Genomic DNA, 8356 nt, shown 5'->3' with positions numbered 1-8356 from the left:
TTTCGACCTCACTACGACCAATGAAACGCGCAGTACACTATGGCCATCATTTGGCTAGTGGCCACTATTTTTTTGAAGGAAGTAACTTGCGTGAAGATGCTATTAGAGACTCAGAATTTGCGAAAGCGCAGAGCGGAGACAAAGGCATCATTGTCATTTCCCGCATGGCAGCCGTTCTTCAGATCTGATCGAATGATCGCGTCGAGCCCAAATCGGAGGTCCATCTTCAACTCTGGCTCTTCGGAGAAGCGCAGAACCGCGAGTATCCCAAGGAACAGGTTAGTTATTCGAGCAGTGCCCTGCCTGCCCTTCAGTATGCATTCTTCAGTTACAAACCGATTGACCTGCATACATTCCAAGCCCAGCGCCGGCTGCCGTAGCCAAGGCATTGCCTGTCCCGCCGCCGAAGCGATTTCCAACTATTCCACCAATCGCAGCTCCACCCAAAACACCTCCGGCACAACGAGCATCATGTTGGACTTGTGCCTGAGTTGGCGTTGCCGGTACTCCGCATGCGGTCAAGAAAATTGAGCTTCCGAGCAAGCTGGCTATCAATGCCTTCTTCATCAGGATTTCCTCGTGATTTACCAAGTCTATTAGCTTTTTAGGTGGTCCGTGGCTGGCTATTACACAAGGCATAAACCGCTGTATGGACAAACGTTAACCTAATCTCAATAAAGGCTGCTAAAGACAAAGCTTCTGACGGCCTGTGATAAAACTCAATTCGTTTATTCGCTTTGGCTTGTCAAATTGTAGCATTTTGTTTCGCTTTACCCTGCGCAAATGCCTTGCACTGCCCAAGCATAGTTATTCTGTCTGTGAACACTGCGGTGTTCAATGCAAAGGGCTGGTTTGTCCGCAATGCGGCAATTTAGTGAAGTCCGCCCGACGTCTGCTGTGTCCGCTTAACAGGCATTCATTGAATTCTACCGAACGGTTGCTTGGAGCCCGAAGCGGTCACTAAAATGCGACAAACAAAGCATTCCGTTTCTTTTGCTTTAAGCAATTGCTGCAATGCGGCATAGTGATGGTGCATGTGCGATAAAGTCTCATGGAGTTTCGGTTGTGCCTAAGAAAAAAATAGATATCGCTCTTCAGGGTGGTGGATCGCATGGCGCTTTCACTTGGGGCGTTCTGGATCGATTGCTGCAGCTTGAAGATCTTGAAATAGTAGGCATTTCTGGCACCAGTGCCGGGGCAATGAATGCCGTCGCCCTGGCACAGGGCCTAACACAGGCTGGGCCTGAGGGTGCTCGCAACTTGCTTAGGCACTATTGGACACAGGTGAGTCGGGCCAGCAGGGCGAGTCCATACAAACGAACTTTGTGGAACAGGTTACGAGGCGATTGGAGCCTGGAGCATTCTCCCGGCTTCATCATTTCCCAGTTTACACGTCAAATGGCGTCACCGTACCAGTTCAATCCGCTCAACATTAATCCCTTACGGGACCTTGTGCGGAACTGTTTTGATTTTGAAGCCATCAATTCAGCAGAAGGGCCGCGCATCTTTCTGTCCGCTACAAATGTGCGGACCGGGCGCCCCAAAGTTTTTCGCCAACCCGATCTAAGTGCAGATGCGGTCATGGCGTCGGCCTGCCTTCCACATGTCTTCAAAGCTGTGGAAATTGACGGAGAAGCGTATTGGGATGGCGGTTACATGGGTAATCCACCGCTCTTCCCCTTGGTGGACGAGACCGAGGCGCGAGACATTATCATTGTTCAAATTAATCCGTTCGAACGCGCGGAAATTCCCACAACGCCCTATGAGATCGAAAATCGCCTTAATGAAATTACGTTCAACGCCAGCTTGATGAAAGAATTACGCTCTCTAGGGTTCCTTTGGGAGATTATAGAACACGACAATCTGGATCGCGCGGCTTACCGCGATGGGCGCTTGCACAGGATCCATGCATCCGGGGCTATGTGTGACCTCGGCGTGTCCAGCAAGATGAACGCCGAGATGGCCTTTCTGGACTACCTTTTCGAAATCGGGCGTAAAACTGCTGACGAGTGGGTGAACTCAGAGTGGCCAGACGTTGGAAAGACCTCAACGTGGCGGCCTAGAGAGATTTTTGAAGAAAGCCTCCAGCCGGCGCATCTGGCCGAAGGTACCGATCGGGAGGCCAAGAAATGATGGATATAGCCTCTGTTCTACTCTCGCTCTTTTTGCTCATGTACTTTGCGTTCCGCGGTGTCACGCTGCTGATATTGGCGCCGCTCCTTGCTTTGCTGGCAGCTGCTTTGACGGGCGCATTGCCGCTGCTGGCCAGCTTCACGCAGATATTCATGACGAATACAGGCGATTTCATCATTTCGTTTTTTCCTCTGTTCTTTCTTGGTGCAATCTTCGGCAAGCTAATGGACGACAGCGGCTCGGCGCGTTCGATCGCACATTGGGTGATCTCCAAGCTTGGCACTGACAAAGCCATTCTGGCGGTCGTCTTGTGCTGTGGCGTACTAACCTATGGTGGGGTCTCGCTCTTCGTGGTGGCATTCGCGATCTATCCGATCGCAGCCGCTCTCTTCCGTGACGCGGATATTCCCAAACGGCTTATTCCCGGAGCGCTCGCGCTTGGCGCGTTCACTTTCACGATGTCGGCTCTACCCGGCACCCCTGCGATCCAGAACGCCATCCCGATGCCATTCTTCGGAACCACAGCCTTCGCCGCACCGGGTCTTGGGATCATCGCGGCCGCCATCATGGCTGGTCTAGGAATGGCGTGGCTCAACCGCCGCGCGTCCCGTGCAGAAGCTGCCGGTGAAGGATATGGACAACACGATGAGGTGCTTCCCGAACTGGACAGTGAGATGCGCACGCGATCCCAGGGCGAAGGCTTCGACTTGAACGAAATTGAACCAAGCAATACGCCTCAAACGATTGAACCGAGCTTCGCGCTGGCCATCACCCCGGTAGTGCTTGTGGTCGTGGTTAATTTCCTCTTCATCCAGGTAGCCGTTCCGCGTTTTGATGCCAGTTATCTTGCCGAACCGTTGTTTGGTCAGACAACAATTGAGGCTGTACGTGGCGTTTGGTCAATCATTGTCGCACTTACCACTTCGATCCTGTTTCTGCTCGCAGCAAATTGGACCCGTCTGGTAAGCGTCAAAACAAGCCTCAACAAGGGAGCTGATGCGGCCGTATTGCCGATCTTCAACACAGCCAGTCTCGTGGGTTTTGGCGCCGTTATAGCGGCACTACCGGTTTTTCAGGCGATCACAAATGCCATGCTCGGCTTGAGTGAGGGCAATCCACTTATTGCCGTGGCGGTTTCTGTTACGACGCTCTCAGCGATCACGGGATCTGCCTCTGGCGGTATGAGTATCGCTCTTGATGCATTAGGTTCACAATTTGTCGAACTTGCCGCCGCAACCAGTACCTCGTTGGAAGCCATGCATCGCGTAACATCTGTCGCTTCGGGCGCTCTCGACGCCTTGCCCCATAACGGTGCGGTGATCACGGTGCTCGGTATTTGTGGACTGACCCATCGAGAAGCATATGGTGATATATTCGTAGTTGCTGTTCTGGTGCCGATGATTGCATTGATTGCAATCATCCTGCTTGGATCACTTTTCGGCGGGTTTTAAAGCCTGATAAGATCAGAAAACTCGGCGCAGCGCCGTCGTCGGATGGAGAGAGATCGCCACCCATCCGAACGCCTTTTACGTAGCCTAAGGTAGGTTCGAAACGAACATTTGGATAATAAATGCATTAGCAATATCGACAAAGAAAGCTGAAACCAACGGAAGCACAATGAAGGCAAGCGGAGATGGGCCGTACTTGTGCGTCACAGCAGTCATGTTTGCGATAGCCGTTGGCGTAGCTCCGAGAGCGAAACCCGCGAAACCAGCCGACATCACGCCAGCAAAGTAGTTTCGCCCCATCGTTCGATAGACAACGAAAATGATAAAAACAGCAGCAGCGGCAGCTTGAAGCGTCATAGTAACGGCTAAAACCCCAGCCGAACCCGCCAAAGTCCAAAGTTGCATACTCATCAGCGACATTGAAAGAAACACCGCTAGCGAGAAGTCTTGCAATAGTTGCAAAGAAGCGGTTCCCGTTGGTGTTTTGATCTTTGGGAAAACTCTGGGCGTCAGGTTTGCAAGTAAAATACCAGAAAGAAGGCATGGCACGAAGAGTGGCAAGTTTGCTCCGGTCAGCTCCAGCGATTCATCTGCAATGTAACCAATCACAATTGCAACATGTGTCCAAAGAATGGCTCTCATCATTCCAGGATTTGTTGGACCACCGGTTGGATCGTTTGAAGCAACCACTCCACTGCCTTCTTCGTTGGAATTGGTAGCCGCAGTTTTTTCCTTCGCACTTGGTTCTAGTTGGTCACGGGCGATCAAGTAGCTGGCGATTGGACCACCTATCAGGCTCGCCATGATCAATCCGATCGTCGCCGCTGCTATACCGAGTTCCGCTGCGCCCACTACAGCATATTGCTCTTCTACCACTGGGCCCCACGCTATCGCGGTACCGTGACCACCAATTAGAGATGTAGTTCCCATCATCACACCAGCTTGGGATGGCAACCCAAATAGTGAAGCCCCAACAACGCCTATTCCGTTTTGGATAAACATGTACCCAATGGTCAGTACAAGCATAAGGCCCAGAAGCGGTCCGCCTTTAATTAGGTCCGAAAACCTGGCATTAAGCCCAATTGTGGTGAAGAAATAGATCAGCAAAGAGTCGCGCGAAGCCAAATCATAAACTACTTCTCGACCTGTCGCAGTCACCACGCCTAGCGTCACAAGTGCAGCCAGCAAGCCCCCTGAAACCGGCTCGGGGATTGAGTACTTGCGTAAAAACTCAAACTGCTCTGTGAGCCTGGAACCGAGAAAGTACACGACGATGCCCAGTGTCACAGCAATAAAACTATCAACCACTATCGGTTCTGCCATGAACAGCCTCCTAACTTCGCTGCGCGACTAACCCCACCTTTTGCAGCGGCATCGCGTCCTTCGAAAACTACGACAACTCTCGCTTTGGTTTGCTGCACTCAACCTTGGAGGTGGCAAAGCTCTACCTGCAGCCTTTTTAGTTCTGTCTCATAGCACTATTTAGAGATCTTCTTATTCTTCGCCATTCCCAACACCTCTTTGCCACAAGTAGCTTTTTTTCTTAGCACACTTGAAGTGAGTTCGTTCGCCGCAAAGGACTTGGGGACAAAACAAACCAACAACCTACGCGTCCAGAATTTCCGGCGCCTCTATTACCGGCCACCAGACATGCGTGGCGAGCCATTCATAATCAGCCCCACCGGCACCGTTCATTCCAGTTGATTGCTTGTGTGCAGAAATAAGTTTTTGGCTGAAACGATGCCCCCCTCGGACGAACTTTTTGAGTTCGCGATGCACGGTCCAGTTTAGAGCCAATCCCAACTCAGTGATTTGAAACCCATCGTCAACACGCTGCAAGTTCGGGTCAGCTAAGAGCTTTAACTGTCGTCTTACGCTGGTCTGAGGCAGGTTTGTGTATTTGGCTAAACCGCGCGTTGTCCAAGGTTGAGGGTGAATAACAAGTGCTTGATGCACCCTCTGCATAGGGGGAGGATACTTGAAATGATCAAACGTTACTTGCCAGCGGCGCCAAAGACGCAACCGATTGCGCTCAGTTTCACTCATCGACATAGTCAAATACTTTAATGGTTGTGGTTCAACTGGCAAGTCGACTTAAGCAAGGTTCCCGTTAGCGACATGAAGCCTATGTGGTTTACCGTGGCGGGCGATCGCGCCAAAGTGTCCCCGACTTTAAACGCTGATAACCGTAATCAAACAGCGCTCGCATATACTCTGGATCGAACGGCTCAGCTAGAGGATAGTCGAAGTCCGTCCCGATCCAAGCGGCTTGGTATTCAGCGCCTCTCTGAAGGCTTAGTTTGTACGCAATCGTGAGATCATCTACGCCTTGTGCTTTAATAAGTGTAGAAAGCGAGCGTGCAGATACTTGGAAGACCCCCGGTTTTGTTACTCTAAGTTCTGGCTTAACTTTGCCGTTTCGGATCGCATATAGCTTGCCACCGCGAGCATATTTTCTTGGGATATCCCATCCAGGCACGTAAGCGGTCTGAGAATAGACACCACCATCAACGTGAAGTTCATCCCGAACACCATCCTGAGTTTCGACGTCGATCAAAACGGGAGGGAAAACGCCAGGTATTGAGGCTGAAGCTAGCAGCACGTCTACGAACACCTTTTTTGCGTTTGCTGCCCCGCTATTTGCGATGACGCCCAGGTCCCAAAGCACCGGCCTTTGTGCATCCAAGCTGACCGATTGAACCAGCAAGCGTCGGCCGCGACGATGTTCGTTGGCAATTTTTGCTAGGAAATCGTCAGTAATGTAGCTTTCTATAAGTCGCCTTAGTGGATCAGAACTCTTCACAGAAGCACCGCTCAGGATCCCAGTAACGAACCTTCCTCTGAAAATTCGGGACGGTGGCAGTCCACCGTATAGGTTTTTTAGCTCACCGTCATAATTGCTGCCCAAGAACGCAAAGGGCGCAGCCAACGCACCTGTGGAGACCCCTGTGACCGCCATGAACTCAGGGCGAGTGCCGGCTTCGCTCCATGCGGTAAGAATACCGGCGGCGAAGGCTCCATCTTCGCCACCCCCCGACAGCGTTAGTGTGTAATCTGACGAAACCCCCGATGCTTGTCGCTGGCGCAGAGCGGTTTCTAGAAGCTCGCTTATATTGGCCGGAGCAATATCAGCCCAATAACGAGCACCTTCGATGCGTGGGACTTGCGGGTTCTGGAGATCCGTAGCGCTTACTGGGGTCCTTGAAATACTTGAGCAAGCCGCTTGAAAAAGTAGCAGAAAAACAAAGAGTTTTCTCCAATTCATGCGTCCCGTCTCCCCCACAACTATCTGACTTGGACTAGGCCAGGACAAACGCCAATATCATTAACATGGACCACGTCTTTTGATCGTGGTTTTGATCTAAGGTGCGCTGTGTGTGCTCCCATCGCATTAGTCGCCTTCAAATTGAGCTCAACAAAAAGAACTTGATTTTCATGGTATTAACGTTTCTCGGAAGGGGCCATTTCTGTACTGGTTGGTAGGACGTCGGTGTGAGATGTCTGCTCAGCACGAGACACAGGCTCAACTGACCATACCCTTTTTCCCAAATACAAAGCAAAACAGAGCATGACCGCAAAATTCACCCAATAGAGCGCGATGTCACCGAAGTAGGTGGTAGCGGCATTCGCGATCAGGGGGCCAGTTATGGATCCTAAAGTCCAAACCAATAGCATAGTTACCGCCGCCGAAGACACAAAGACCGGAACCGTTCGGTCCAACGCGTGCGCTACAAGCAAAGAATAAAGGGTGAGCAAGCTACCACCCAGCAACACCAATATGATGGAAAGGACCCCGAAACCGATTGAGTTGTAGTCGAATGAATTGGCGCTATGGTCGTAATCCACATCGACGAGAACCCCCATGACAAAAAGAACAAATGTTGCAGTGACCGATGCAATCAAGATTACTATCCGGCGATCCATCTTGTCGGATAGCCGACCAAGCGGAAACTGAAAAAGAACACGTCCGAAGTAGATTAATGCGACCATAATGGCCACATTTATGATCTCTATCCCAAGCTGGGCAGCGCTGTAGGGAACCACGCTCAACAGCGTTGTCGACACCATACCTATAGCAAAAGCACCGACAGCCGCAGCCGGTGCATCTTTGAACAATCCGCGCACCCTAATTGGTACCGGGGCGTCATTGTTGGGCGGCGTTGATCGAGTAGTCGAGATAACCATAATCGAAATGCAGTAAAATAATGCGACATAGACGAATGCCTCTCGGATATCACCAGGCACTACAAAAACTAAAAACTGACTGAATACCGCGACGATGCCTACGACAATCGAATAGACTGCGAGGACACTCCCACGGGTCTTTTCCGCTGCGGTCTCATTCAACCAAGTGTCGCCGATCGAAAACAGCCCTGCAGTCGCCAAACCGGCCAGGAAACGCAAAAAGATAAGAAAAGAGGTGCTGGTAGAAACAGAAAATAGTATCGCCACAGCTATCGCGATAGCAGCCCCAAACGCAAATGCACGGATATGGCCAAAATCGACAATGGATCTGGCCACGACAAAGCAGCCGACTAAGAATCCCGCCGAATATGCCGACGCCGCCACGGAAGCAGCTTCTTGAGATGCCCCAATTTCAGAAAACGCAAGTGGAACCAAAGTGCCAGATCCAGCAGTAGCCAATTGCACAGCAGCCATTGCTATGAAGAGAGACTGAAGATTGAGAACTTGTTTTCTAATTGCCAACACACCCTACCTTCAAGTTTTTGCTACTTCTCACATCTACTCAAGTAGACGCGCAGTATCTCCCTGAA

The 8356-nt window shown here is 51.1% G+C and carries 9 protein-coding genes; 3 read left to right on the top strand and 6 right to left on the bottom strand.

All coding sequences use genetic code 11. From position 1 onward, the window contains the following. Positions 1-188: hypothetical protein (locus ACR0J2_RS22780; protein WP_480813970.1), on the top strand; the 188-nt coding region annotated here is incomplete at its 5' end. Between the two features lie 136 nt (positions 189-324). Here ACR0J2_RS22780 and ACR0J2_RS22775 read toward each other — a convergent pair. Beyond that, positions 325-447 (bottom strand): glycine zipper 2TM domain-containing protein, encoded by a 123-nt coding sequence (locus tag ACR0J2_RS22775; protein WP_480813972.1) that lies wholly within the window; start codon positions 445-447, stop codon positions 325-327. 618 nt (positions 448-1065) lie between these two features. Here ACR0J2_RS22775 and ACR0J2_RS22770 point away from each other — a divergent pair. Then, positions 1066-2133: a patatin-like phospholipase family protein gene (locus ACR0J2_RS22770; protein WP_480713950.1), complete on the top strand. Its 1068-nt coding sequence runs from the start codon at positions 1066-1068 to the stop codon at positions 2131-2133. Further along, complete coding sequence (locus tag ACR0J2_RS22765; protein WP_480813969.1) at positions 2130-3584, top strand: GntP family permease; 1455 nt, start codon at positions 2130-2132, stop codon at positions 3582-3584. Before ACR0J2_RS22770 ends, ACR0J2_RS22765 begins: the two co-directional genes overlap by 4 nt. An 84-nt stretch (positions 3585-3668) precedes the next feature. On the opposite strand, the gene gltS is transcribed toward ACR0J2_RS22765, so the two are convergent. The 5 genes from gltS to ACR0J2_RS22740 all read right to left on the bottom strand — a co-directional run bounded on the left by gltS (position 3669) and on the right by ACR0J2_RS22740 (position 8288). Then, entirely contained in the window at positions 3669-4904 is a 1236-nt protein-coding gene (gene gltS, locus ACR0J2_RS22760; protein WP_480813968.1) for a sodium/glutamate symporter, read from the bottom strand. Beyond that, complete coding sequence (locus ACR0J2_RS22755) at positions 4889-5002, bottom strand: hypothetical protein (RefSeq protein WP_480442377.1); 114 nt, start codon at positions 5000-5002, stop codon at positions 4889-4891. Before ACR0J2_RS22755 ends, gltS begins: the two co-directional genes overlap by 16 nt. 184 nt (positions 5003-5186) lie before the next feature. Beyond that, complete coding sequence (locus ACR0J2_RS22750; protein ID WP_170682580.1) at positions 5187-5627, bottom strand: hypothetical protein; 441 nt, start codon at positions 5625-5627, stop codon at positions 5187-5189. A gap of 88 nt (positions 5628-5715) precedes the next feature. Then, entirely contained in the window at positions 5716-6846 is a 1131-nt protein-coding gene (locus tag ACR0J2_RS22745) for a patatin-like phospholipase family protein (RefSeq protein ID WP_480813967.1), read from the bottom strand. Positions 6847-7022: 176 nt separating this feature from the next. Next, positions 7023-8288: an MFS transporter gene (locus tag ACR0J2_RS22740; RefSeq protein ID WP_480813966.1), complete on the bottom strand. Its 1266-nt coding sequence runs from the start codon at positions 8286-8288 to the stop codon at positions 7023-7025. Between the last annotated feature and the right edge of the window lie 68 nt (positions 8289-8356).

The organism is Ruegeria sp. CG4 (assembly GCF_056537185.1).
Note: the sequence above shows the minus strand (reverse complement) of the source record. Positions and strands in the feature narration are given on the sequence as shown.

What these genes read in the sequence shown, in the direction of transcription:
- ACR0J2_RS22765 (WP_480813969.1), top strand. Translation starts at nt 2,130, where the DNA reads ATGATGGATATAGCCTCTGTTCTACTCTCGCTCTTTTTGCTCATGTAC.
- gltS (WP_480813968.1), bottom strand. Translation starts at nt 4,904, where the DNA reads ATGGCAGAACCGATAGTGGTTGATAGTTTTATTGCTGTGACACTGGGC.
- ACR0J2_RS22750 (WP_170682580.1), bottom strand. Translation starts at nt 5,627, where the DNA reads ATGAGTGAAACTGAGCGCAATCGGTTGCGTCTTTGGCGCCGCTGGCAA.
- ACR0J2_RS22745 (WP_480813967.1), bottom strand. Translation starts at nt 6,846, where the DNA reads ATGAATTGGAGAAAACTCTTTGTTTTTCTGCTACTTTTTCAAGCGGCT.